The 25,338-nt window shown below is 72.7% G+C and carries 19 protein-coding genes; 14 read left to right on the plus strand and 5 right to left on the minus strand.

Annotated features, from left to right (window positions below):
- Positions 1-195 precede the first annotated feature (195 nt).
- The 4 genes from TU31_RS02885 (at position 196) to nudC (ending at position 10,363) form a co-directional block, all read left to right on the plus strand.
- Complete coding sequence (locus tag TU31_RS02885; protein ID WP_181018518.1) at positions 196-3,957, plus strand: ATP-dependent helicase; 3,762 nt, start codon at positions 196-198, stop codon at positions 3,955-3,957.
- 211 nt (positions 3,958-4,168) lie between these two features.
- Entirely contained in the window at positions 4,169-7,942 is a 3,774-nt protein-coding gene (locus TU31_RS02890) for an ATP-dependent helicase (protein ID WP_042148353.1), read from the plus strand.
- Between the two features lie 10 nt (positions 7,943-7,952).
- Complete coding sequence (locus TU31_RS02895; RefSeq protein WP_042148355.1) at positions 7,953-9,353, plus strand: dipeptidase; 1,401 nt, start codon at positions 7,953-7,955, stop codon at positions 9,351-9,353.
- 74 nt (positions 9,354-9,427) lie between these two features.
- Positions 9,428-10,363 (plus strand): NAD(+) diphosphatase, encoded by a 936-nt coding sequence (gene nudC / locus TU31_RS02900; protein ID WP_042148358.1) that lies wholly within the window; start codon positions 9,428-9,430, stop codon positions 10,361-10,363.
- Positions 10,364-10,571: 208 nt separating this feature from the next.
- Here the strand turns inward: nudC and TU31_RS02905 are convergent, their stop codons facing one another.
- Positions 10,572-10,829 carry a mycoredoxin gene (locus TU31_RS02905; RefSeq protein ID WP_042148360.1) on the minus strand — a complete coding sequence of 86 codons (258 nt, stop codon included), beginning with the start codon at positions 10,827-10,829 and terminating at the stop codon, positions 10,572-10,574.
- Positions 10,830-11,265: 436 nt separating this feature from the next.
- Between TU31_RS02905 and TU31_RS02910 the strand changes: the two genes are divergently transcribed.
- The 5 genes from TU31_RS02910 to TU31_RS02930 all read left to right on the plus strand — a co-directional run bounded on the left by TU31_RS02910 (position 11,266) and on the right by TU31_RS02930 (position 15,125).
- Complete coding sequence (locus TU31_RS02910) at positions 11,266-13,566, plus strand: ATP-dependent DNA helicase UvrD2 (protein ID WP_078885520.1); 2,301 nt, start codon at positions 11,266-11,268, stop codon at positions 13,564-13,566.
- A gap of 145 nt (positions 13,567-13,711) precedes the next feature.
- On the plus strand, positions 13,712-14,038 hold the full coding sequence (locus TU31_RS02915; RefSeq protein ID WP_042148367.1) for a hypothetical protein: 327 nt from the start codon (positions 13,712-13,714) through the stop codon (positions 14,036-14,038).
- Between the two features lie 118 nt (positions 14,039-14,156).
- A complete protein-coding gene (locus tag TU31_RS02920; RefSeq protein WP_026169602.1) occupies positions 14,157-14,510 on the plus strand; it encodes a WhiB family transcriptional regulator in 354 nt (117 codons plus the stop codon).
- Positions 14,507-14,824 (plus strand): putative WhiB-interacting protein, encoded by a 318-nt coding sequence (locus TU31_RS02925; RefSeq protein WP_042148370.1) that lies wholly within the window; start codon positions 14,507-14,509, stop codon positions 14,822-14,824. Before TU31_RS02920 ends, TU31_RS02925 begins: the two co-directional genes overlap by 4 nt.
- 103 nt (positions 14,825-14,927) lie before the next feature.
- Positions 14,928-15,125, plus strand: coding sequence for a hypothetical protein (locus TU31_RS02930; protein WP_042148374.1), 198 nt, complete (start codon positions 14,928-14,930; stop codon positions 15,123-15,125).
- A 54-nt stretch (positions 15,126-15,179) separates the two neighbouring features.
- On the opposite strand, the gene TU31_RS02935 is transcribed toward TU31_RS02930, so the two are convergent.
- Entirely contained in the window at positions 15,180-16,607 is a 1,428-nt protein-coding gene (locus TU31_RS02935; protein WP_042148377.1) for an ABC1 kinase family protein, read from the minus strand.
- 35 nt (positions 16,608-16,642) lie between these two features.
- On the minus strand, positions 16,643-17,791 hold the full coding sequence (locus tag TU31_RS02940; RefSeq protein WP_042148381.1) for a ThiF family adenylyltransferase: 1,149 nt from the start codon (positions 17,789-17,791) through the stop codon (positions 16,643-16,645).
- Between the two features lie 184 nt (positions 17,792-17,975).
- Here TU31_RS02940 and TU31_RS02945 point away from each other — a divergent pair, with 184 nt between their 5' ends.
- The 4 genes from TU31_RS02945 (at position 17,976) to TU31_RS02960 (ending at position 21,910) form a co-directional block, all read left to right on the plus strand.
- Positions 17,976-18,602: a M48 metallopeptidase family protein gene (locus TU31_RS02945; RefSeq protein ID WP_078885522.1), complete on the plus strand. Its 627-nt coding sequence runs from the start codon at positions 17,976-17,978 to the stop codon at positions 18,600-18,602.
- Positions 18,603-18,716: 114 nt separating this feature from the next.
- Positions 18,717-20,432 (plus strand): TerD family protein, encoded by a 1,716-nt coding sequence (locus TU31_RS02950; RefSeq protein ID WP_042148388.1) that lies wholly within the window; start codon positions 18,717-18,719, stop codon positions 20,430-20,432.
- Between the two features lie 15 nt (positions 20,433-20,447).
- Complete coding sequence (locus tag TU31_RS02955) at positions 20,448-21,131, plus strand: AIM24 family protein (protein ID WP_042148391.1); 684 nt, start codon at positions 20,448-20,450, stop codon at positions 21,129-21,131.
- Between the two features lie 20 nt (positions 21,132-21,151).
- Entirely contained in the window at positions 21,152-21,910 is a 759-nt protein-coding gene (locus TU31_RS02960) for an AIM24 family protein (protein ID WP_042148392.1), read from the plus strand.
- A 78-nt stretch (positions 21,911-21,988) separates the two neighbouring features.
- Here the strand turns inward: TU31_RS02960 and TU31_RS02965 are convergent, their stop codons facing one another.
- Both TU31_RS02965 and TU31_RS02970 read right to left on the minus strand, forming a co-directional pair.
- The gene (locus tag TU31_RS02965; protein ID WP_042148394.1) at positions 21,989-22,519 is read right to left on the minus strand and encodes an NUDIX hydrolase; all 531 of its coding nucleotides are present in this window, start codon (positions 22,517-22,519) and stop codon (positions 21,989-21,991) included.
- Positions 22,516-23,979 carry a zinc-dependent metalloprotease gene (locus TU31_RS02970; protein WP_042148396.1) on the minus strand — a complete coding sequence of 488 codons (1,464 nt, stop codon included), beginning with the start codon at positions 23,977-23,979 and terminating at the stop codon, positions 22,516-22,518. Before TU31_RS02970 ends, TU31_RS02965 begins: the two co-directional genes overlap by 4 nt.
- A gap of 192 nt (positions 23,980-24,171) precedes the next feature.
- On the opposite strand from TU31_RS02970, the gene TU31_RS02975 reads away from it, so the two are divergent.
- The gene (locus tag TU31_RS02975) at positions 24,172-25,323 is read left to right on the plus strand and encodes an SDR family oxidoreductase (RefSeq protein WP_042148398.1); all 1,152 of its coding nucleotides are present in this window, start codon (positions 24,172-24,174) and stop codon (positions 25,321-25,323) included.
- Positions 25,324-25,338: the final 15 nt, after the last annotated feature.

Consider the following 25,338-nt stretch of genomic DNA (forward strand, 5'->3'; position numbering starts at 1 on the left):
CGCTGCGTCCCGGGCGCCGACTGGCGTAGCGTCGGGCACTGCCGTCACGACGACGGCCCCGCCGCGCACCAAGCGGCCGGACCGTCCCCCAAGCCGGCGGCCCGCCGCGCGGCGCTCCTCCGGAGCCCGTCCGGGGGGACCCCTTCGCACCACCCATGCACCACGACGAGCACCTCCTCAGGACCGGCGATCCACGTGAGTTCCTCCTTCTCGGCCGCCCCGCCGACGCAGCCCCACCGGGCGCGGCGGGCTGCCGCCGGCGCGTACCGGCTGGTGCGCACCCCGCCGGGGCGGGTGGCTCCTCCTGTCCTGGACGCAGCCCAGCGCGCCGTGGTTGACCACCGGCACGGGCCGCTGCTGGTACTGGCCGGTCCGGGCACCGGCAAGACCACCACCCTGGTGGAGTCGGTGGCCCGCCGGGTACGGGCCGGCGCCGACCCCGAGCGGATCCTCGTCCTCACCTTCAGCCGCAAGGCCGCCGTCGAACTCCGTGACCGGCTCGCGGCCCGGCTGGCCGTTCTGGAGGCGCAGCCCGAGGGGGCGCCCGGTACGGCCGTCGGCGCCCGGCGGGCGGGCATCCCGCAGGCGACGACCTTCCACTCCTTCTGCTACGCCCTGGTCCGCGCCCACCAGGACGCCGACCTCTTCGCCGACCCCGTGCGGCTGCTGTCCGGACCCGAGCAGGACCTCGTCGTCCGGGAGCTCCTCGAAGGGCAGGCGGAGCTGGCCGGCGCCGGCCGCGCCCAGGTGAGCTGGCCGGACGAACTGCGGGCCTGCCTGACCACCCGCGGTTTCGCCGACGAGGTCCGCGCGGTGCTCGCCCGCAGCCGCGAACTGGGCCTGGGCCCCGAGGCCCTCGGCGCCTTCGCCCGGCGCACCGGCCGCCCCGACTGGAGCGCCGCGGCCGCCTTCCTCGCCGAATACCTCGACGTCCTGGACGGCCAGGGCGTCCTGGACTACGCCGAGCTGGTGCATCGCGCCGTGCTGCTCGCCGAACAATCCGATGTCGCGGCGCAGCTGGCCGGTGCCTATGACGCGGTCTATGTCGACGAGTACCAGGACACCGACGTCGCCCAGGTACGGCTGCTGCGGGCGCTCGCCGGCAACCACGGAGCCACCGGCACCCCGGGCTCCCCGGGCCGCACCCTCGTCGCCTTCGGCGACCCCGACCAGTCGATCTACGCCTTCCGGGGCGCCGACGTCAACGGCATCCTCGACTTCCCCGAGACCTTCCGGCGCGCCGACGGCACCCCCGCCCCGGTGGCCGTACTCGGCACTTCCCGGCGCTCCGGCGCCGCCCTGCTCGCGGCCACCCGGCTGGTCACCCGGCGGATGCCGCTCACCCGCCTGCCCGCCCAGAAGGTCCGCGCCCACCGCGAGCCCGCGCCCGTACGGGACGGCGGCCGCGTCGAGGTGTACACGTACCCGACACCCGGCGCCGAACTCGACAACATCGCCGACATCCTGCGGCGCGCCCACCTGGAGGACGGGGTGCCCTGGCGCGAGATGGCCGTCCTCGTCCGCGCCGGCGGGCGCTCGCTCCCCGCCGTGCGCCGTGCGCTGACCTCCGCCGGGGTACCGCTCGACATCGACGGCGACGATCTGCCGCTGCGCCATGAGCCCGCGGTCGCCCCCCTGTTGACGGCCCTCCGGGCGGCGGCCCGGGCGGCGCTCCGCCAGGAGCCGGCCGATGAGGCGGGTGGTGAGGGCGTGGCTGGTGACGGCGGGGCTGGTGGCGCCGGGCATGGTGGGGGCACCTCCGGTGGGGATGAGTCCGTCGCGGATGAAGCGGGTGCCGGCGAGCCGGGAGCGGACGAGCCGGGTGTTGGCGAGCCGGGGGCGGACGCCTCCGGTGTGGACGTGTCCCGTGTGGGCGTGTCCGGTGTGGACGTATCCCGTGTGGGCGTGTCCGGTGTGGACGTATCCCGTGTGGACGTGTCCGATGTGGACGTGTCCCGTGTGGGCGAACCCCTCGCCGACGCGTCCCCTTCGGGCGCACCCGAGGAGGACGAGCCCGGCCCGGAGGACCCCGTCGCGGACGCCTCCACCCAGGCCGCCCCGGCCCCCGCCGTCCCCCGCTGGCTCGACGCCGAAACCGCGCTCGATCTGCTGGCCTCCCCCCTGGGCGGGATGGACTCCGCCGACCTGCGCCGCCTGGGCCGTGCCCTGCGGGAGGAGGAACGGGCCGCCGGACAACCACTGCCGCGGCCTTCCGACGAGCTGATCGCCCGGGCGCTCGCCGAACCCCAGCGCCTGGTGGCCCACGACCCCGCCTACGCGCGCGGCGCCCAGCGGCTCGGCCTGCTGCTGCGCAAGGCCCGCGAACTGCTCGCCGGCGGCGGCACCGCCGAGCAGGCGCTGTGGGAGCTGTGGGACGGCACCCCCTGGCCGCAGCGCCTGGAACGGGCCGCCCACCGCGGCGGCGCGGCCGGCCGCAACGCCGACCGGGACCTGGACGCCGTCGTCGCCCTGTTCGAGACCGCGGCCCGCGCCGAGGAACGCACCGGCGGCCGCGGCGCCCTCAACTTCCTGGAGGAACTCGACGCCCAGGACATCGCCGCCGACACCCTCACCCGCCGCGCGGTCCGCCCCGACGCCGTCCGGCTGATGACCGCCCACCGTGCCAAGGGCCTGGAATGGCGGCTCGTCGTCGTCGCCGGCGTCCAGGAAGGTCTCTGGCCCGACCTGCGCCGGCGCGGCTCGCTCCTGGAAGCCGACCGGATCGGCCGCGACGGCCTGGCCGAACCGCTCACCCCGGGCGCCCTGCTCGCCGAGGAACGCCGGCTGTTCTACGTGGCCACCACCCGCGCCCGTGACCGCCTGGTCGTCACCGCAGTGAAGGCCGCGGCCGACGACGGCGACCAGCCGTCCCGTTTCCTGACCGAGCTGGGCGTCACCCCCCAGGACGTCACCGGCCGCCCCCGCCGCCCCCTCTCGGTGGCCGCGCTGGTCGCCGAACTGCGCGCCACCACCGTCGACCCCGCCGCCACCCCCGCGCTGCGTGAGGCCGCCGCCCAGCGGCTCGCCAAACTGGCGGCACTGCACGACGACGACCACTACCCCCTGGTGCCGGCCGCCCACCCGGACAACTGGTGGGGCCTGCACGAGCCCACCCACAGCAGCGTCCCGCTGCGCGACCGCGACCGCCCCGTGGTCCTCTCCGGCAGCGCACTCGACCAGCTCGCCAACACCTGTTCCCTCCAGTGGTTCCTGGGCCGAGAGGTCAAGGCGGACACCCCCGCCACCGCCGCCCAGGGCTTCGGCAACGTCGTCCATGTGCTCGCCGACGAGGTCGCCTCCGGCCGCACCCCCGCCGATCTGACCGTCCTCATGGAGCGCCTCGACTCCGTATGGGACGCCCTCGCCTTCGACGCGCCCTGGAAGTCACGTCAGGAAAAGGACCAGGCGCGGGCCGCCCTGGAACGCTTCCTGCGCTGGCACGTCATAGAACGCGAGACCCGCGGCCGGGAGACCGTCGCCACCGAGCACGGCTTCGACCTCACCCTCCGGGCCGGCGTCCACGAGGTCCGTATCCGCGGCAGCATGGACCACGTCTCCCAGGACGCGCAGGGCCGGGCCTATGTCGTCGACTTCAAGACCGGCAAACAGAAGCCGACCGGCCCCGAGGTCGCCCGCCACCCCCAGCTCGCCGTCTACCAGCTCGCGGTGCGCGAAGGCGCCGTGGACGAGGTTTTCGACGGCCGCACCCCCGAACCGGGCGGCGCCGAACTGGTCCATCTGCGGCTGGGCGCCCCCCAGAAGGAAGGCGGCGACGCGATGCCCGCCGTCCAGGCGCAGCCGCCGCCGGACGGCGAATGGATCGGGGAGCTCCTGGCCACCGCCGCGGGCCGGGTGCTGGAGGAGCGGTTCACGCCCACCACCGGCACCCACTGCACCCACTGCACCTTCCGGGCCTCGTGCAGCGCCCAGCCGGAGGGCCGGCACATCGTGGAGTGAGCGGGCGGTGCGGCGGGCGGCGCGCGGGCGCGGGGTGACCCCGGGCCGCCTTCCGTGCCGCGGGTGGCGAGCGGGCACGAGCCGGTCCCGGGCCACCTCCGTGCCGTGGCTCGCTCGGCCTGCCCGGCCCGCTCGGCCCGTCCGACCCCCTGACCTGCGACGACGATGCCGCCGGCGGTGACTGTCAGTGGCGGCCGTTACGGTTCTCGATGTGTCAGCTCGCCTCACCGACCCCGAGCAGCTCAAGGAGCTGCTCGGCATCCCGTTCACGCCGGAGCAGACGGAGTGCATCACCGCCCCGCCCGCCCCGCAGGTCATCGTGGCCGGAGCCGGTTCCGGCAAGACCACGGTCATGGCCGCCCGCGTGGTGTGGCTGGTCGGCACCGGCCAGGTCGCCCCCGAACAGGTCCTCGGGCTGACCTTCACGAACAAGGCAGCCGGCGAACTCGCCGAACGCGTCCGGGCCGCGCTGCTCGCCGCCGGCGTCACCGACCCCGACGCCCTCCCGTCCGCCGACGGCGCCCCCGACCAGCCCCCCGGCGAGCCGCGGAGCTCCACCTACCACGCCTTCGCCGGCCAGCTCCTCAAGGACCACGGCCTGCGCATCGGCCTGGAGCCGGGCGCCCGGCTCCTCGCCGACGCCACCCGCTTCCAGCTCGCCGCCCGGACCCTGCGCGCCGCCCCCGGCCCCTACCCGGCGCTAACCACCTCCCTGCCCTCCCTCGTGGAGGACCTCCTCGCCCTGGACGCCGAGCTCGCCGAACACCTGGTGGACCCCGCCGCACTCCGCGCCTACGACAGCGACCTCCTCGCCACCCTCGACGGCGCCAAGCTCACCAACGCCGACCTGCGCAAAGCCCCCGAAACCGCCCGCGGCCGCCGGGAACTCCTCGACCTCGTCACGGCCTACCGCAACGAGAAACGCCGCCGCGATCTCCTCGACTTCGGTGACCAGATCGCCCACTCCGCGACCCTCGCCACCACCCGCCCGGAAGTCGGCCGCATCCTGCGCGACGAATTCCGCGTCGTCCTCCTCGACGAGTACCAGGACACCTCCGTCGCCCAACGCCTGCTGCTCTCCGGCCTCTTCGGCGCCGGCACCGGCCATGCCGTCACCGCTGTCGGCGACCCCTGCCAGGCCATCTACGGCTGGCGCGGCGCCTCCGTGGCCAACTTGGACGACTTCCCCGACCACTTCCCCTTCGAGGACGGCACCCCCGCCCGCCGGTACGCCCTCAGCGAGAACCGCCGCAGCGGCGGCCGCCTCCTCGACCTCGCCAACGGCCTCGCCGCCCCCCTCCGCCGGATGCACGAAGGCGTCGAAGCGCTGCGCCCCGCCCCCGGCGCCGAGCGCGACGGCCTCGTCCGCTGCGCCCTGCTGCCCACCCACGCCGAAGAGCTCACCTGGCTCGCCGACTCCCTCGCCCACCTCGTCCACACCGGCACCCCGCCCGGGGAAATCGCCGTGCTCTGCCGCACCGCCGGCGACTTCGCCCGCATCCAGGGCGAACTGGTCGCCCGGGACATCCCCGTAGAGGTCGTCGGCCTCTCCGGGCTGCTGCATCTGCCCGAGATCGCCGACCTCGTCGCCGTCTGCGAAGTGCTCCAGGACCCCACCGCCAACGCCGCCCTGGTCCGCCTGCTGATCGGCCCGCGCTGGCGAATCGGCCCCCGCGACCTCGCGCTCCTGGGCCGCCGCGCCCGCACCCTCGTCCACCACGGCGGCCCCTCCGACGACCCCGGACAGCGCCTCGCCGAGGCCGTCGAGGGCGTCGACCCCGCCGAGACCATCTCGCTCGCCGACGCACTCGACACCTTCCTGGAGGCCGACGGGCCCGACGACGGTCTCCCGTTCTCCGCCGAGGCCCGGGTGCGCTTCGCCTACCTCGCCACCGAACTCCGCGACCTGCGCCGCTCCCTCGGCGACCCCCTCATGGACGTGCTCCACCGGGTGCTCGCCGCCACCGGCCTGGAAGTCGAGCTGTCCGCCTCCCCGCACGCCCTCGCCGCCCGCCGCCGCGAAACCCTCGGCACCTTCCTCGACATCGCGGCCGGCTTCGCCGCCAAACAGGGCGGCGAATCCCTCGACGGTGACGCCACCCTCCTCGCCTTCCTCGGCTTCCTGCGCACCGCCGTCCAGTACGAGAAGGGCCTCGACAGCTCCCTCCCCGGAGGCGACAACACCGTCAAGGTGCTCACCGCCCACAAGTCCAAGGGCCTGGAATGGGACGTCGTCGCCGTCCCCGGCCTGGTCGGCAAGCAGTTCCCCAGCGAACAGGCCCGCGAGTCCTGGACCAGCCGCGCCAAGGTCCTCCCGCACGCCCTGCGCGGCGACGCGGCGACCCTCCCCGACGTCGAGGAATGGACCGCCCGCGGCCTGAAATCCTTCAAGGAGGCGATGAAGCACCACCAGGAAACCGAGGAACTCCGCCTCGGCTATGTCACCTTCACCCGCCCCCGCTCCCTGCTCCTGGGCTCCGGCCACTGGTGGGGCCCCCAGCAGAAGCGGCCGCGCGGCCCGTCCGTCTTCCTGGAGGCCCTGCGCGAGCACTGCGAAGCCGGCCACGGCGAGATCGAGCACTGGGCCGAGGCCCCCGAGGACGGCGACGAGAACCCGGCCCTCTCCGAGGCCGCCACGGAACAGGCCTGGCCCCTGCCCCTCGACCCCACCGCCACCGCCCGCCGCCGCACCGCCGCAGCCACGGTCCGCGCCCATCTGGAACGCAGGAGGACGGGCTCGGGTGCGGCCGCCCCCGGATCTGCCACACCCGCACGGTTCGCCCACGACCCCGACTGGCCGCCGGTCCCGCCGGAGGACACATGGGACGGAGGCCCGTACGAGACCCCCGAGGCGGACCCGTTCGACCTTCCGGAAGACGAACCGTTCGACGAGGCCGCGCCGTATGGCTTGGACGATGCTCCGCCGTACGACACAGCCGAGGCCGATCCTTTCGACGTCGACGCTTTTGAAGCCGGCCCGTTCGAGGACGACGGCTCGTTCGGAGACGCCGCGGCGCAGGCGGGACCGGCGCACGCGGGACCGGCGCACGACACCCCCGGGGCCGGGGCCGGGGCCGAGGGCCAGGCCCAGCCCGGGAGCGAGACCGCCCCACGCCCCCGCATCATCGCCCAGCGCTCCACCGAACCCGACCTCACCGATCTCACCGGCCTGAACGACCCGGCCCACCCGACCCAAGAGGCCGACACCACCCGCCCCGACGACACACCTCACCTCCACGACACCACCCCCCACCCCCTCCTCCCCGAAGAGCGCCGCACCGTCGGCTCCTGGGACCGCGATCTGGACGCCCTCGCCGCCGAGCTGCGCCGCGCCCGCGCGACCGTCCGCGACGTCCCGCTGCCGTCCGCGCTCAGCGCCACCCAGCTCCTGCGCCTCGCCGCCGACCCGGACGGCTTCGCCCGCGAACTGGCCCGCCCCATGCCGCGCCCGCCCCAGCCCGGCGCCCGCCGCGGCACCCGTTTCCACGCCTGGGTCGAATCCCGCTTCGAAGAGCTCACGCTGCCGCTGCTCGGCCCCGACGAACTGCCGGGCGCCGAACCGGGCGAGGAGACCGAGATCGTCGACGAGCACGACCTCGAAACCCTCAAGGAAGCCTTCGCCCGTACCCCGTACGCCCACCGCACCCCCTACCGGGTCGAGGCACCCTTCCAGCTGACCCTCGCGGGCCGGGTCATCCGCGGCCGGATCGACGCCGTCTACAAGGAGCCCGGCCCCGACGGCGACCGCTTCGAGATCGTCGACTGGAAAACCGGCCGCGCCCACACCGCCGACCCCCTCCAGCTGGCGATCTACCGCCTCGCCTGGGCCGAGCGGTACGGCCTGGAGCCGTCCGCCGTCGACGCCGCCTTCCTCTACGTCCGCACCGGCGAGGTCGTCAGACCCACCCGGCTCCCCGGCCGGGCCGGACTCGAACGCATCCTGCTCGGCGAGACCGCCGACCTGCCTCCCCCGGAAGGCCGATAGGCTCGGTCGTATGAGCACAACCCCGGACAGCGCCGTCCGCGCGTACCTCACCCTCCACCGCGAGACCTTCCTCGAAGACCTCGCGGAATGGCTGCGCATCCCCTCCGTGTCCGCCGACCCGGAGCGCGCCGGCGATGTCCGCCGCAGTGCCGAATGGCTGGCCGCGAAGCTCACCGACACCGGCTTCCCGACCACCGAGATCTGGGAGACCGGCGGTCTGCCCGCGGTCTTCGCCGAATGGCCCTCCGGTGACCCGTCCGCGCCGACCGTGCTCGTCTACGGCCACCACGACGTCCAGCCCGCCGCCCGCGAGGACGGCTGGCACACCGATCCCTTCGTACCGCAGACCATCGACGGCAAGCTCTACGCCCGCGGCGCCGCCGACGACAAGGGCCAGGTGTTCTTCCACACCCTGGGTGTACGCGCGCACCTCGCCGCGACCGGCCGCACCGCCCCCGCCGTCAACCTCAAGCTGCTGATCGAGGGCGAGGAGGAGTCCGGCTCACCGAACTTCCCGGCCCTGATCGAAAAGCACGCCGACCGCCTCGCCTGCGACGCGGTGATCGTCTCCGACACCGGTATGTGGTCCAAGGACACCCCCACGGTGTGCACCGGCATGCGCGGCCTGACGGACTGTCAGATCGACCTCTACGGCCCCGACCAGGACATCCACTCCGGATCGTTCGGCGGCGCCGTCCCCAACCCCGCCACCGAGGCCGCCCGGCTGGCCGCCGCCCTGCACGACGCCGACCGCCGGGTCGCCGTCCCCGGCTTCTACGACGGCATGATCGAACTCACCGACCAGGAACGGGAACTCTTCGCCGAGCTCCCCTTCGACGAGGAGGAATGGCTGCGCACCGCGCACTCCCACGCCACCCTCGGCGAAGCCGGCAGCACGACCCTGGAACGCATCTGGGCCCGCCCCACCGCCGAGGTCAACGGCATCAGCGGCGGCTACCAAGGTCCCGGCGGCAAAACCATCGTGCCCGCCAGTGCACAGCTCAAGCTGTCCTTCCGGCTGGTCGCGGGCCAGAACGCGGCCGCCGTGCAGCAGTCCGTACGCGACTGGGTCGCCGCGCGCCTCCCGGCCGGCATCCGCCACGAGATCTCCTTCTGGGGCGCCACCCGCCCCTGCCTCACGCCGCTCGACCACCCCGCGCTCCAGTCCGTCGTCCGCGCCATGGGCCGGGCCTTCGACCAGAAGATCCGCTTCACCCGCGAGGGCGGCTCCGGACCGGCCGCCGACCTCCAGGACGTCCTCGGCGTCCCGGTGCTCTTCCTCGGCATCTCCATCCCGTCCGACGGCTGGCACGCACCGAACGAAAAGGTCGAGCTCGACCTGCTGATGAAGGGCGTCGAGACCGCCGCCCACCTGTGGGGCGACCTGGCGGAGACCTGGCAAACGGCCTGACCGCGCGCACCGCCGTACCGACCCGCGCCCGTACGCAGCAATCACCCACGCCATAGGGGGAGTTGGAAACACCAGTGACCACCTGGACCGACCACAGCGCCGACCGGCCGATCACCTTCAGCGCGCCGAGCGGAATCGACCGCTCCGCCCATCACCGCCTCGATGAGGCATGGCTGGCGGCGGCCTGGAGCCACCCGACGACGCGTGTCTTCGTGGTGTCCGGCGGCCAGGCGCTGATCGACGACACCCCCGACGGCCGCACCGAGCTGATCATGACGCCGTCCTTCGAGGCGCCGCTGACCGAGGCCCACCGCTACTACCTCGGCACCGACGACGACGGCGTCAGCTACTTCGCTCTCCAGAAGGACTCGCTGCCCGGCCGCATGGACCAGTCCGCGCGCCCGGCGGGCCTGCGCGAGGCGGGCCTGCTGCTCTCCCCCCGCGACGCCGGCCTCCTCGTGCACGCCGTCGCCCTCGAAAACTGGCAGCGGCTGCACCGCTTCTGCTCCCGCTGCGGCGAACGCACCGTCATCGCCGCCGCCGGCCACATCCGCCGCTGCCCGGCCTGCGGCGCCGAGCACTACCCCCGCACCGACCCCGCCGTGATCATGCTCGTCACCGACGAGGAGGACCGCGCCCTCCTGGGCCGCCAGGTCCACTGGCCCGAGGGCCGCTTCTCCACCCTCGCGGGCTTCGTCGAGCCGGGCGAGTCCATCGAGCAGTCGGTGGCCCGCGAGGTCTTCGAGGAGGCCGGCGTCGTCGTCGGCGACGTCGAATACATCGCCAGCCAGCCCTGGCCCTTCCCCTCCAGCCTGATGCTGGGCTTCATGGCCCGCGCCACCTCCGCCGAGATCCAGGTCGACGGCGAGGAAATCGAAGAGGCCCGCTGGTTCTCCCGCGAAGACCTCCGCACCGCCTTCGAATCCGGCGAGGTCCTCCCGCCCTACGGCATCTCCATCGCCGCCCGCCTCATCGAACTCTGGTACGGCAAGCCGCTGCCAAAGCCGTGAGCCGGGGGCGCGGCCGGTCTACGGCGCCGGTCGCGCCTGGTAGGGGGATGCTGTGACGGGATGCCCTGGGATTCGGTGCGGCGGCTCTTCGGCGTCTACATGTGGGTGGCAACGTCGCTCACCGACCAGCGGCCGTATTGCTGATCGGCTCAGAGCAAGGCGAGGCCCTCGCCGAAGAACGTCGGACGAGGGCTGCGACCTCTGCGGATCAGACGCCGAGCGCCTGCTTCACCTGAGCAAGGCTCGGGTTGGTCATGACGACCTCGGTGTCCCCCTGGGTGGGGACAACCCGAACGGTGGGAACCGTCTGGTTGCCGCCGTTCGCCTTCTCCACGAACGCAGCGGACTCCGGGTCGTGCTCGATGTTGATCTCGGTGTAAGCGATGCCTTCGCGGTCCATCTGGCCCTTCAGCCGACGGCAGTAGCCACACCAGGTCGTGCTGTACATCGTCACAGTGCCCGCCATGCGTCCTGCGCTCCTTCACTAAGTCTTGATCCAATACCACCCGCATCCGTACCCGACGCGGCCAAGCAACTCAACGCACATCCCCCCTCAGCCATTCCCGTGCCCCCGAAACGGCCTCGGGAACGGCTGTGGCACGGCCTGGCAATGGCCGCGCCCGCTCCCGACGCCCCCGGCCCGCACGTGCCCCTCCCGGGGGGCCGCCCCCGCCCCTCCCCACCCCAACCCCCACCGACCAAAGCCGCCCCGCAACGCTGTCTCCAGCCCCAGCCCCAGCCCCAGCCCGGCACCACCCCCGCACCACATCTACGAGATCTACGAGCCCCGCTCACCCACCCTCACCAGCCTCCAACCGCCACCTCCGCCCGCCGCTCCGGCCACCGAGACCAGCAAAGCACCCCCCGCGCCCCCGCACCCTCACTCGTCCACAGCGGTCGGCATGCATACGACCGGCTCCCGTGGCTGTGGACAGCTGTCCCGGGCGTCCCGGAGGACCTGGCAGCATGGCGGGGTGACAGCAGCAACGGACTCCTCTCTTTTCCCGCAGGTGCCTGATTCGGCCGACGGGGTGCTCGACGGGCTCGACCCCGAGCAGCGCGAGGTCGCGACGGCTCTGCACGGTCCGGTGTGTGTGCTGGCCGGTGCCGGCACGGGCAAGACCCGCGCGATCACCCACCGGATCGCGTACGGGGTCCGGGCCGGGATTCTCCAGCCCGCGAGTGTGCTCGCCGTCACGTTCACGGCCCGCGCGGCCGGCGAGATGCGCGGCCGGCTGCGTCAGCTCGGCGCGGGCGGGGTCCAGGCCAGGACGTTTCACTCCGCGGCGCTGCGGCAGCTCCAGTTCTTCTGGCCGAAGGCTGTCGGCGGGGAGGTCCCGCGGCTGCTGGAGCGCAAGATCCAGCTCGTCGCCGAGGCCGCCGCCCGCTGCCGCATCCGGCTCGACCGCAATGAGCTGCGCGATGTCACGGCGGAGATCGAGTGGTCCAAGGTCACCCAGACCGTCCCGGCCGACTATCCGGCGGCGGTCGCCAAGGCCGGCCGTGAGGCCCCGCGCGACCCGGCCGAGATCGGGCAGATCTACGGCACGTACGAACAGCTCAAGCGCGACCGGGGCACCATCGACTTCGAGGACGTGCTGCTGCTCACGGTCGGTGTCCTCCAGGACCGGCACGACATCGCCGAGCAGGTCCGTACGCAGTATCAGCACTTCGTTGTCGACGAGTACCAGGACGTCAGCCCGCTCCAGCAGCGGCTGCTGGAGCTGTGGCTGGGGGACCGCGACAACCTCTGCGTGGTGGGCGACGCCAGCCAGACGATCTACAGCTTCACCGGCGCCACCCCCGACCACCTCCTCAACTTCCGCACCCGCCACCCGAACGCGACGGTCGTCAAGCTCGTCCGCGACTACCGCTCCAGCCCCCAGGTCGTGCGCCTCGCCAACGGCCTGCTCTCCCAGGCCCGTGGGCGGGCCGCCGAGCACCGCCTGGAGCTGATCTCGCAGCGGGACGCGGGCCCCGAGCCCGTCTACACGGAGTACGCCGACGAGCCCGCCGAGGCCGAGGGCACCGCCCGCCGTATCCGCGACCTGATCGCTTCCGGGGTGTCCGCCGGGGAGATCGCCGTCCTGTTCCGCATCAACGCTCAGTCCGAGGTCTATGAGCAGGCGCTGGCCGATGCCGGGGTGCCGTATCAGCTGCGGGGAGCCGAGCGGTTCTTCGAACGGCCGGAGGTGCGCGAGGCGGGCGTCAAGCTGCGGGGCGCCGCCCGCTTCGGGGGCAATGACGCGCTGCTCGACGACGCGCTGGACCTGCCGTCCGAGGTGCGGGCGGTGCTCAGCGACATGGGCTGGACCAGCCGGCCGCCGGCCGGTTCCGGGGCGGTGCGGGACCGCTGGGAGTCCCTGGCCGCTCTGGTGCGGCTCGCCGAGGACTTCGCCCGGGCCCGGCCCACGGCCACCCTCGCCGACCTCGTCGCCGAGCTGGACGAGCGGGCCAACGCGCAGCACGCCCCGACGGTCGAAGGCGTGACCCTCGCGTCCCTGCACGCCGCCAAGGGCCTGGAGTGGGAGGCCGTCTTCCTGGTCGGTCTCACCGAAGGCATGATGCCGATCACCTACGCCAAGACAGACGAGCAGATAGAGGAGGAGCGCCGGCTCCTGTATGTCGGTGTCACTCGCGCCCGGCTCCATCTGGGACTGTCCTGGTCGCTGGCGCGCTCTCCGGGCGGGCGGGCCTCCCGCCGCCCCAGCCGGTTCCTGAGCGGCCTGCGGCCGGGCTCCGGTGCGGTGGCGGGCCGCCGCACACCGGGCGCGGCCCCAGGGGGCGTCGAGCGCGGCGACGGGACGGCGCCGGCGGCTCGGCGCACCAAGCACCGCAGCCCGGCCCGCTGCCGGGTCTGCAACAGGACGCTCACGGACCCGGGCGAGATGAAGCTGATGCGGTGTGAGGACTGCCCTTCGGAGCTGGACGAGGCGCTCTACGAGCGGCTGTGTGACTGGCGGGCCGAGCAGGCCGCGCGCTCCCGGCAGCCCGCGTACTGCATCTTCACCGACAAGACACTGATGGCGATCGCGGAGGCCGTTCCGGGAACCGAATCGGAGCTTGCGGTCATCTCAGGAGTGGGGCGGCGGAAGTTCGACCGCTACGGCAGTGATGTGCTGGCGATCTGTGCCGGCGAGGAGCTCGCGGGGGTCTCTGAGGAGGGGCCCGAAGGCGCCGCGGAAAACTCGTCGAAAAAATAGTTTGCGCCCGCGGAGCACCGCCCCATAGCCTTCAGAAGCAACGGAGACAACGGTTTCTTTCCGAGATCCGATGGATCCGTGCTGTACTTGAACACCCTGGAACGGGATTCCCGGTCCACCGAGACGCCGAGAGGAGGCGAGACCAGTGATCAGCATCATCGAGACCAACAAAATGACCGATCTCTCGGTCGTCGCCACCTGCACGCTCGGCTCCTCGCTCCCTGGCACCGGTCTGTCCGGCTTCGGCCGCCTGTCCGGTACCGAGGTCGCGCGCCCCGAGTCCCTCGCTGTGCTGACGCGCAGTGAGCGCACCGCGCGACCGACCGAGGCACCTGCGGCAGCCGTAGTGGCGGCATCGGCGAATGCCTTTGCCTTCGCGGCGGCCAACGGTGCCGAATCCCGGCAGCAGTACCAGACGAAGCATGAAATGTGGGCCTACCGCGGCCTCGAACCCTGGAGAGATCCAGCCTGATCGGCGCGATCAGGTCGGCACCTTCCAGGGCCGCGGAACCCACACCGGGATCCGCGGCCCTTTTGTTTGCCCAAGCGCCCGCCACCAGCCGGGCCGAACAGACGAGGAACACACCACCGTGCAACTCCAGACGCACACCCCGTCCGTAGCAACCGACCTGATCCCTCCGCCCGACCCCCAGGAGAACTCCTTGCTGCCCCTCACCGAGCTCGACGACGAGATCGACCGCCTCGGCGCTGCCGTTCCGTGCCGGACCTACGACCCGGAGGTCTTCTTCGCCGAGTCCCCGGCCGACGTCGAGTACGCCAAGACGCTGTGTCAGACCTGCCCGGTCCGCGAGGCATGCCTTGCCGGTGCCAAGGACCGCCGTGAGCCGTGGGGCGTCTGGGGCGGCGAGCTCTTCGTCCAGGGCGTTGTCGTGCCGCGGAAGCGGCCGCGTGGCCGTCCGCGCAAGAACCCGGTCGCGGCATGAACACCATCGGCACAGGAACGATCGACCGTCCCCTCACACGGGATCCCCAGAAGCAGGACCTCACGATGAACCCCACCTTCACCGACACACCCGTCCCCGTGAACACCGACGTGATCGAGTCGCGTCAGAACAGGAACCACGCCATGCAACTCATCCCAGAAGCCCTGGCTCGGGCCCATATGCACGAACGGCTGCGGGAGGCCGAATCGGAACGCAGGGCTCATCGGCTCGCCGCCGCGCGGCGTATGCAGCGGCGTGCCGAGCGCGCGTCGCTGCGTGCCCGTCGTGCGCTGGCCATGGCCGTGATGCAGTAACGGCGGTGCGCTGATACCGCCACATACGGGGTCCGTCCGACAGGGCGGGCCCCGTGGTGCGTTATATCCCGCTTCCTGTAGTTGGCGGGGATATCGTCGGACGGTGGACCAGAAGACGCATGAACAGGCGGAGTTGGCCGACGGGAACACGGTGTGTGCCGGCTGCGGGGCGGTGGCCGAAGGCACCCCGCCGACCTGGACCTGCTCCGTCGAGAACGGTGAACGCCGCTACTTCTGCGACGACTGCGCGCGGGAGAACCTCCGGGCCATCGAGGGACGGCTGGATTCGACCTGGTGGTGAGGCTCCTCGACGCCGTGGCCGGCGGCCCGAGGCGGGGCGGCCCGGCGGGTGGGCTCAGGCGGTGGACCCTTCGACGGCCTCCTCGCTGATGTCCGCGCCGATGACGGTGTCGAAGCCGGTGAGCTCCGAGCCGGCCGGCTCCTCCTCGGGTACAAAACCGGGCATCCATGCCTCGAGTTCGTCGCGCAGCCGTACCGTCGCCCCCAACTGGCACAGCACACCGATCGTGCTCAAGGTCACCCGGTGGATCAGCAGGTACGCGGGCGGCAGATTGAGCTGTTTGCCCAACTGGTGGGCGGGCGAGCGCGGGTCACCGACGCGGGCCGCCTGCCGGCGCATCCAGCCCCGGGTGAAGGTGAACTCGTCCACCTGCGCGGGTTCGATGATCGGCAACAGATACTCCAGCACCGCGTCCGGGTCCAGCTCGATGGACTCCTTGACGAAGCCCTCCTCGCACAGCAGCTGGTAGACCGCGTCCGCCTCGCCGTCCAGCGTCATCCGCAGGGACGTACCGATCGTCGGCGGCAGTCCGTCGGGGAGCCGGTCGACGGTGCCAAAGTCCAGCACCCCCAGCCGCCACTCCTCGACCGGTCCGTCCGGGTGGTCCCCGGCCAGCAGCCGGAAGTTGCCCGGATGCGGGTCGGCGTGCAGCAGGCCCGTACGGGCGGGGCCGGAGAAGAGGAAGCGCGCCAGGAGCTGGCCGGCCCGGTCCCGCTGTTCGTCGGTGCCGTCCGCGATCACCTCGGACAGCGGCAGCCCCGCCATCCACTCCGTCACCAGCACCTGGTCGCACTGGTGGACCACGGCCGGCACCACCACATCCGGGTCGTCCGCGAACTCCTCGGCATGGGCCCGCTGGGCCTCCGCCTCCAGGGAGTAGTCCAGCTCCTCCGACACCCGGTCGCGCAGCTCGGCGATCAGCGGCTTGATGTCCATGCCCGGGATCAGCGGACCCAACAGCCGGGCGAACCGGCTCAGCTGCGACAGATCCGACAGCAGCGCCTGGCCGGCGCCCGGATACTGCACCTTGACGGCCACCTCGCGGCCGTCGTGCCACACCCCCCGGTGCACCTGCCCGATCGAGGCCGCCGCGGCCGGCTTGTCCTCGAACTCCTCGAACAGCTCCTGCCAGTCCTCGCCGAGCTGCTCCGCCAGCACCGCGTGCACCGTGCTCGTCGGCATCGGCGGCGCCGCTTCCTGAAGTTTCGTCAGAGCGGCGCGGTACGGGCCGGCGACCTCCTCGGGCAGTGCGGACTCGAAGACGGACAGCGCCTGCCCGAACTTCATTGCCCCGCCCTTCAGTTCACCGAGCACCTTGAAGAGCTGTTCCGCGGTGCGCTGTTGCAGCTCGCGGCCGACGATCTCGGCGGATCTGCCACCGATCCGCTTGCCCAGGCCCCAAGTGGCGCGGCCGGCGAACCCCAGTGGCAGCGCGGCCAGCTTGGCGGTGCGGGTGACCGCCTTGCGGGGAAGATCAGACATGCGCCCCTCCAACTCACACTGTCCCCCTACCGGGGTTACTCCGTCATTGTGGCGTGTTCGGGCTGCGGATCCGAGGCGCCTGCCGCAGCCGGTGAAGCGGCAGCGCCACAGCCGCAGTCCGGATGCGGCTCGATCCGCACCGTGCGCACGCTCGCACACGGCGCCGCGAGCTCCATCCGCGCACCTGTGCACGGCGGTAGTTCGCCATCGAGGAACGCCAGCGCCTGGACGGCGGCGATCCCCGCGACCGTTGTTGCCAACGCGGCATCGCAGGCCGGAACCGCGGGTGCGGCACGCCCCGACCGCCACTGCGCAAGCAACCGCGGCCAGGCCGGCTCCGCGTCCGTACGACGCAGCTCGTCGCAGCGGGCACAGGCCGAACCGCCGGGCAGCACCAACGGACCCACCACACCCGTGCCCTCGATCACCCCCGCGTAAAGATGCGGGATTCCGGCGGTGAGCAACGGTTCGGACAACACGGGGTCGGGGGCGTATGCGCCGAGCCCGTCCCGCGGGGCCAGCACCACCAGCGACAGTCCGGGTTCGCCCGACTCGCTGACCGGAACCCTCGGCCGTGGGGTACGGCTCCAGGGGGAGGACTGGTGAACCAGCCGTTGCGCGGCGGAGCGCCGCCGCTCGCCGATCCGCTCGGCCGGCAGCCCGCCGGGCAGGACGTCCCACGGCTGGACCGTGCCACCGTCGAACACCTCCACCCGGCCGATGCCCGAGGCCGAGAGCAGCGCCGCGATCGCGGCGCCGACCCGCCCCGACCCCTTGACCCGCGCCCGGACCGCCCGGCGCGCTCCCATCCGGCCCAGCGCGCCCGCCGGCTCCGGATGCCGCACCGAGAGGGACGCCAGATCGGGCCGCAGCTGCTCGAAGGCGGTGTGGTCCGCCCGGACCGCTTCGGCCGACGGGCCGCCCTCGGTGGGGGATTCCAGCAGCCCGGCGGCGCCGAGCCGGTCCACGACACCCCGCACATGCTCGGGCGGGAGGTCCAGTAACGCGGCCTCCTCGACCAGTTGCTGCATGGTGCGGGTGCCGTCGATCAGTGAGAGGAAACTGCCGGTCGCCGTATCGACCGGGCCGACCACCATCGCATGCGCCGGCGCCACCCCGAACCGCACCGTCTCCCGGTCCCGCCATCCGCGCCGCAGCGCGGGCTTGAGCATCGGATGCCTCATCTCCGCCCCTGTCCTTTTCCTTCGTCGTCCGGCTCTCAGCATGCGCCCCGCGGCGGATCGGTGCGGAAGTTATCCACAGGCGGTGGGCAATGGTCGTACAAGCGGTGCACGCCATGGAGTGGTTCGATGGCGAACCGTCCGCGGGGCGGGACTTCCCGCCGCGCCAGCGGGTAACGTCGGGCGCGTGCCCGCCGACCCTTCCGCCCACGGCTCAGGGGAAACCCCTCTGCGCCGCGCCGCTGACACCTCGCGCGGTGCCGCCCCCAACCCCCTGGCCCGCGGATCGGGCACCAGCGCTGTCGAGGTGCGCCGCAGTTCACGACGGCGCAGAACGGTCTCCGCGTACCGCGAGGGCGACCGCACGGTCGTCCTGATTCCGGCCCGTATGTCCGAGGCGGAGGAGCGGCGCTGGGTCACCGTCATGCTGGACAAGCTCGCCGCCCAGGAGAGCAAGCGGATGCTGGGCGACGGTGAGCTGGCCGAGCGCGCCGAGCGGCTGTCCGGTCAGTACCTGGACGGCCGGGCCCGCCCCGCCTCGGTGCGCTGGGTGACCAACCAGAACACCCGCTGGGGCTCGTGCACCCCGGCCGAGGGCAGCATCCGTCTTTCGCACCGCCTCCAGGGCATGCCGGAGTACGTCATCGACTACGTCCTGCTGCACGAACTCGCCCATCTGCTCGTCCCCGGCCACGGCCCCCGGTTCTGGAGCCTGCTGGAGTCCTACGCCCGTACGGAACGGGCCCGCGGCTACCTCGAAGGGGTGGTCGCGGCCGACCGGCTGCCCCATCTGCCCGTCGCCCGCGGGGAATGAGGGCGCGCAGCCGGACGAGATCCGTCGCGCCCCGGCATCGCCCGCTGTCGGCGCCAGCGGTTAGCCTGGCCGCGCAGAGGAACTCACAGCGGGAGCGGGGGACGGGCGTTACGTATGGCCAGGGAATTCCAGCGGGGCCACAAGGCCAAAATCAGTGATCTGACGGCGGGAACGGATCTGTACGTCGGTGTGCAGATCGCCGGACCCGGCCTGTCCTTCGACATCAGCTGCTTCGGCCTGGACGCCGACGAGCGGCTCTCCGACGACCGGTACTTCGTCTTCTTCAACCAGCCCAAGTCGCCCGAGGAGTCGATCCAGCTGCTCGGCGCGCAGGCCGGTGACAGCGAGTCCTTCCGGGTCACCCTCGACAAGATCCCGCCGCACATCCAGAAGCTCTCCTTCACCGCCGCGCTCGACGGCGCGGGCCAGGTCTCGCAGATCGGCCCCGGCTACCTCCGGATCGTGGCCGGCGGCGAAGAGGTCGCCCGCTACTCCTTCAACGGCAGCGAGTTCAGCACGGAACGCGCCGTCATGCTCGGCGACTTCTACCTCAAGGACGTCTGGCGGTTCGCCGCTGTCGGCCAGGGCTTCGACGGCGGCCTCGAGGCGCTGCTGAAGAACTTCGGCGGCGAGGTCGCCGAAGAGGCCGAGGCGCAGCCCGAGCCGACCGCCACGGCACAGGATGTACCGGGCTTCGCCCCGCCGTCCGGGCCGGCCGCCCCCGCCCCGTCCTTCGGGGTGCCTGACGCGCCGTCCGCCCCACAGCCCGCGCCCGAGTTCGGCCCGCCCCAGGGCCCGCCCCAGGGCGCGCCGCAGGAGGCACCCCCGGCCGCACCACAGCCCCCGCAGCCCACCGCGCCGCAGGTCCACAGCGCGCCCACGCTCGCCGCGCCACTGGCCCCGCCGCCCGGCGTGCCCGGCCAGCAGCCGCCGGCCCCGTACGGCCAGCCGGCGCCCGGTCAGGACCCGTACGGCCCGCCGCAGCCCGCACCCGGCGGCTACCCCGGCCAGCCGGCCCCGCAGGCACCTCCCTACGGGCAGCCCGCGCCGCCGCCCGGCGGATACGGCGCCCCGCAGGGCCAGCCCGCCCCGTACGGCCAGCCGGGACAGCAGCCCCCGGGCGCCCCGTACGGAGGCGGCCAGGCACCGGCCGTGCCCCAGGGCGCCGGCCCCGGCCTCGGCGTCGTACTGGACAAGTACAAGGAAGCCCCCACGGGCCGGCGCTGGACCCCGCAGAACAGCAGGCTGATCCGCGTCGACCTCGGCGTCGACGGCCAGCCGGTGCTCGCCCGGCAGGGCAGCATGGTGCTCTATCAGGGCAAGGTCGACTTCGGCTACAAGGGCGCCGGCTTCCGCGGCCGGATCGTCGGCAACGCCACCGGCCAGGAAATGCAGCTGATGCGCTGCACCGGCCAGGGCCAGGTCTTCTTCGCGGAGAACAGCGCCCATGTGCACCCCATCGAGCTCCAGGGCGACGCCATCTGTGTGTCCGCCGAGGCGGTCCTCGCCTTCGACGAGTCGCTTCAGCACGAGGTCCGCCGTATCGAGGGCCACGGCATCCCCGGTGGCGCCCTGTTCACCATGCAGTTCCAGGGGACCGGCACCCTCGTCGTCAAGACCCAGGGCACCCCGGTCGTCCTCCCCGTCACCCCGACCACCTTCGCCGACGCCAACGCCATCGTGGCCTGGTCCGCCGCCTCGCAGGTGATCATTTCCAGCCAGGTGAGCCTGCGCCGGCACGCCTATCCGGGCCACTCCGGCGAGACCGTGAACCTCCAGTTCCGCGGTGCGCCCGGCAACTTCATCGTCGTCCAGCCCTACGAGGTCTGAGGGAGCCCGCACGTCATGAACCAGCAGCAGCTGTCGGGCTATGTCCCGACCCCGCCCGCCGCCCGTATGGAGAACCACGGCAGCGCCATGGTGAAGATCGCCATGCAGAGCGGCCAGGACGTCTTCGCACGCACCGGTTCGATGGTCGCCTACGAAGGCTTCGTCCAGTACGAGCCGAACCCGCCGGCCGTCCGCCAGATGGCCTCCCAGTGGCTCACCGGCGAAGGTGCGCCCCTGATGAAGTGCTCCGGTGACGGCCTGCTCTACCTCGCCGACTACGGCGCCGACGTCGTCTGCATCAACCTCAACGACGACGCGCTCTCCGTCAACGGCACCAACCTCCTCGCTCTCGACGCCCATCTCCAGTGGGGCGTGCAGCGCGTCAAGGGCATGGCGAAGTTCGCCGGCCAGGGACTCTTCAACGTCCAGATCTCGGGCACCGGCTGGGTCGCCCTGACCTCCCGGGGCACGCCCGTCGTCGTCGACTGCGGCCGCGGCGAGGACGAGACCTATGTGGACCCGGACGCCCTCGTCGCCTGGTCGACCCATTTGAAGATGAAGGGCAAGCGCAGCTTCAAGGCGTCCTCGATGATCGGGCGCGGCAGCGGCGAGGCGTACCAACTGGGCTTCTCCGGCCAGGGGTTCGTCGTCGTCCAGCCCAGCGAGGACAGCACCGACCGGCTCCGGGCCCGGGGCTGAGGGGGAGGACCGAACACGCCATGCAGAGTCCACTTTTCGCCTTCACCGAGGCACAGACCCAGGACCGCTACGCCCTTCAGAACAGCCAGCTGCTGCGCGTCGCCCTCCAGGGCCACGAGGACGTCCTCGCCCGTAAGGGCACGATGGTCGCCTATCAGGGGCTGCTCGAATTCGACGGCAACTACCAGACGCCGGGCCAGCGCCGGACCCGCGCGCACTCCGGTGAGGGCCTCGATCTGATGCGCGTCTCCGGGCAGGGCACGGTCTATCTGGCCAACCTCGGCCAGTACGTCCATGTCGTCGACGTCGACCACGACGGCCTGACCGTCGACAGCAGCTACGTCCTCGCGCTGGACTCCGGCCTCCACTGGGAGGTCGTCTCCGTCGACAGCCAGTACGGCATCTCCGGCACCGGCAAGTACCAGCTCAACATCTCCGGACGGGGCAAGGTCGCCCTGATGACCTCCGGCCAGCCGCTGATGTTGCAGGTCACGCCCGACAAGTACGTCAACGCCGATGCCGACGCGGTGGTCGCCTGGTCCGCTTCGCTGCGTGTCCAGATGCAGGCGCAGACGCACTCCTCGGGAGTGTTCCGCCGGCGCGGCAACACCGGAGAGGGCTGGGAGCTGAGCTTCCTCGGCCAGGGCTACGCACTGGTCCAGCCCAGCGAGCTGCTGCCGCCGCAGAACGCCGTCATCGGCTCCGGTGTGGCCGCCCAGTTCGGCATGGGCCAGCAGGGAGCCCGGGGACAGAACCAGGGCAACATCTTCACCAACTGAGCCCGCCGGCCGATCGCTGACACACCTCCGGCGCCCGCCCCCGGGAAGGGACGGGCGCCGGTAGGTGTGTGCCGCTGTCTAGAGCAGCGCGCGGGTGCGCTCCACCAGGCGCGTCACCGACGCATCGGCGACGCCGGGCACCTCGTCGTACGCGAACCACCGCAGGTCCAGCGACTCGTCGCTGATCTCCGCCACCGCGCCCGCGGGCGCCAGCGCCGCATACTGCACGTCCAAATGCCAGGCGCAGGGCGTGTGATGGCGGTCCAGCCGCACCGGGCCGCCGGGCAGCAGCGTCAGCCCCTGCGCGATCCCGGACTCCTCACGCGCCTCACGCAGCGCCGCATCGGCCAGCGAGGCGTCCTCCGGCTCGCAGTGGCCGCCCATCTGGAGCCACATCTTCAGCTTGCGGTGCAGCGTGAGCAGCACCCGCCCGCCGGCCGGATCGATCACCAGCGCGCTGGCCGTGAGGTGCCCGTCCTTGCAGGGCTTCCACATCCCGTCCTGATGGGCGGCGAGGTGATCCAGATACGTCAGCCGTAGTTGTTCCTGGTCGGGGGACGGCGCGGGCCACTCCTTGAGCACCCGCGCCGCGTCCTCGTGCAGACTCACGTGTCGCCGTCGCCCTTGCTCTCGCCGGGGGTCTCGTCCGGGCCGTCGCTCTCCCGGGCGGGCTTGCCCAGATCCGGCTTGCCGCCGCTCGCGGCCTCGCCGAGCATCTTGTCGAGCTCGGAGAAGTCCGGCTGCTCGTGGTGCACGAACCCGTCCGGGTCGTCCAGATCGGCCGCCGTCGGCAGCATGTCCGGGTGCTCCCACAGGCCGTCGCGGCCCTCCAGGCCCCGCGCGTCCGTCAGCGACGCCCACAGCCGCGAGGCGTCCCGCAGCCGCCGCGGACGCAGCTGGAGACCGATCAGCGTCGAGAACGTCTGCTCGGCGGGGCCACCGCTCGCCCGGCGCCGCCGCAGCGTCTCACGGAGCTTGTCCGCCGACGGCAGATGCGGCTTGGCGGCGGCGTGCACCACCGCGTCCACCCAGCCCTCGACGAGCGCCAGCGCGGTCTCCAGACGGGCCAGCGCCGCCTTCTGCTCCGGGGTGTCCTCGGGCTGGAACATGCCCTGCTGAAGGGCGTTCTGAAGCTCCTCGGGATGCTGCGGGTCGATCTGGCCGACCACGTCCTCCAGCTTGGTCGTGTCGACCTTGATCCCGCGCGCATAGCCCTCGACGGCACCGAACAGATGCGAGCGCAGCCACGGCACATGGGCGAAGAGCCGCTGGTGGGCGGCCTCGCGCAGGGCCAGATACAGCCGCACCTCCTCCTCCGGGACGCCCAGGCCCGTGCCGAACGTGGTGACGTTCCCCGGCAGCAGCGCGGCCTTGCCGGCCGGGCCGAGCGGCAGCCCGATGTCCGTCGAACCGACGACCTCGCCGGCCAGTACGCCCAGCGCCTGGCCGATCTGGGTGCCGAACATCGCGCCGCCCATGGAGCGCATCATCCCGAGCAGCGGGCCCGCCATGGCCTGCATCTCCCCGGGCAGCACATCGCCCATGGCCGCCCCGACGCGCTCGGCGAGCGGGTTGACCAGGTCCTTCCACACCGGGAGGGTCTCCTCGACCCATTCGGCGCGGCTCCAGGCCACCACCGAGCCGGACCCCGACGGCAGCGACGTCACACCGTCCAGCCACAGATCCGCCAGCCGCACGGCCTCCTCGACCGCACTGCGCTCACCCGGCGACAGGCTCGCGTCCTTGCTGCCGTCCTCGGCGCCCTGCGCGACGGTCTGCCGCGCGATGTCCTTGGCCATGTCCCAGTTCACCGGGCCGCCCTCGTAGGAGAGCATCTGCCCGAGCTTCTGGAAGGCGGCTCCCAGGTCTCCAGGGTTCATCTCGCCACCGGGGCCGCCCATGCCGCCGAAGAGCGCCGCGAACGGATTGTCCGCGCCGCCGCTCCCGCCGCCGAACCCGAAGGGGTCCGCGGGGCCCTGGCTACCTCCCTGGCCGCCCTTCTTCTTGCCGTTGTCGCCGTCCTCCGGCTCCTCCGGCGGAAGGCCGAATCCAAATGGGGTGTCACTCACGGGTTTCCTCGGCTCGTAGGGCCGCCGACCAGGTGGCCGACGGCGGCTGCCCGACATCACCTCCAGCGTAGACACCCGGACCGCTTCGGGGCTCGGTGCTTCGCTGTCCCGGTGGCTGCGGCAGGATGGACGCCACCTGGTGCGTACGCATGACCACACGTTCGCACTGAAGACAACCGCTGGAGACGCCCGGTGAGTTCCCCAGATCCGACCGTTCGCGCAGCGCGAAACGCTGCGGCCCAGACCGAGAAGGCAGGCAATGGCGCAGACGGCACCACGGACCGGCCGCTGCGCCGGCCCGTCGTCGCCGTCACCGGAGCCGCGTCCGGGGTCGGGGCGCTGCTGACCCGCGCCCTGGTCGCATCCGACGAGGTCAAGGAGGTGGTGGCCATCGATGAGCGGCGCGGCGACGTCGCCGAGGCGCACTGGCATGTCCTCGACGTCCGGGACCCCGCCATCGCCGACAAACTGCGCGGTGCGGACGTCGTCGTCCACCTGGCGCTCGACCTCGACCTGGAGACCGACGCCGCGGCCCGCACCGCCTACAACGTGCGCGGCACCCAGACCGTGCTCACCGCCGCCGCGGCCGTCGGCGTCCACCGGGTGGTGCTGTGCACCTCCGCCATGGTCTACGGGGCACTGCCCGACAACGATGTGCCACTGGCCGAGGACGCCGAGCTGCGCGCCACCGCGGACGCCACCGGTGTCGGCGACCTGCTGGAGATCGAGCACCTGGCGCACCGCGCGCCCCGCGCCCACCCCGGCCTGAACGTGACCGTGCTGCGCCCCGCCGTCCTGGTGGGCGGCACCGACACCGCGCTGACCCGCTACTTCGAATCGCCCCGCCTCCTGGTCGTCGCCGGATCCCGCCCCGCCTGGCAGTTCTGCCATGTCGAGGACCTGGTCAGCGCCCTGGAGCACGCCGCGCTGGAGAAGGTCGACGGCGAGCTGGCGGTGGGCTGCGACGGCTGGCTGGAGCAGGAGGAGGTCGAGGAGCTGTCCGGCATCCGTCGCATGGAGCTGCCGTCCTCGGTGGCCCTGGGCGCCGCGGCCCGGCTGCACCGGATCGGCCTGACCCCGTCGCCCGCCGGGGACCTCGCGTACACGATGCACCCGTGGGTGGTCAGCGGCAGCCGGCTGCACGATGCGGGCTGGCGGCCCCGCTGGACGAACGAGGAGGTGCTGGCCGAGCTCCTGGAAGAGGTCGCCGGACGGCACACCGTCGCCGGCCGCCGGCTCGGCCGCAAGGACGCCACGGCCGCGGGTGCCGCCGGTGCCACCGTCGCCCTCCTGGGCACCGCCGCACTGGTGCGGCGCGCCCGTAAGGCCCGCCGCCGCATCTGAGCCGTACCGGGCCCG

Source organism: Streptomyces lydicamycinicus (genome assembly GCF_000829715.2).
Lineage (GTDB): Bacteria > Actinomycetota > Actinomycetes > Streptomycetales > Streptomycetaceae > Streptomyces > Streptomyces lydicamycinicus.